This is a genomic window from Mesorhizobium sp. M1217, from assembly GCF_040318275.1.
GTDB lineage: Bacteria > Pseudomonadota > Alphaproteobacteria > Rhizobiales > Rhizobiaceae > Mesorhizobium.
The window spans coordinates 1-665 of the sequence record NZ_JAMYMA010000062.1; the positions used below are offsets into that span (position 1 = coordinate 1).

At 56.5% G+C, this 665-nt stretch carries 1 protein-coding gene; it reads right to left on the reverse strand.

What is annotated here, in order from left to right:
- A partial coding sequence (locus NKH37_RS34000) for a M24 family metallopeptidase (RefSeq protein WP_353042588.1) occupies positions 1–665 on the reverse strand: 665 nt, incomplete at its 3' end.

The window sequence follows — 665 nt, forward strand, 5'->3', positions numbered from 1 at the left end:
ACTGCAGTTCGGGCCAAGCCCGCGACATATCCGTGCTTTACCGCGCCGGTTTCCATTAAGGCGGGGTCGTTTTGTCTAAGCTTGTTGCGCGTTGGAGAGCCGTGCGCCAATTTTGTCCGGTCACCAAACACTAAAGTGGGAAGGGCTTCATAAATTGCGCCGCCCGCTTTGTAGAGCTCCTCCTGAATTTTCATGCTTACCTCCGCCTCCGTGACACCTTCCCGAAGTGAGCTCTGGAACGTCCGTACAGCAATGTCGGTCAGGGCCATGGAGCCGCGCATGGCTTCGATCTCAAGTGGGCTCTTGACGGCGCACACGGAGGCAACCAAACGTGTAGCATCGGCGACCTTCATATCAGGGAGCTGGGCCTGAATGGCACTCACATCGGCCGGTGCAAGGTTCCAACAGCCGAGCTCAAAACCGACTTTGCGCCCCTGCAACCCATACCGCCTAAGGACATCCGCGCAAACCGTGGCAAAGTCTTGTTGCTGGGAATAACAGATAATTTCGTCGATACAGCCTTCCGCTTGAACCGTAGAAACCTCAAACTCGCGGACAACATAGGTCGGGCGCTGCCCTGGCACCATTATCAATGGGAACGGAGCGAAGTACCCGCCGTTCCCATTGTATCCAGTGAGATACCGGAGATGGCCGTGAGCGGTCAC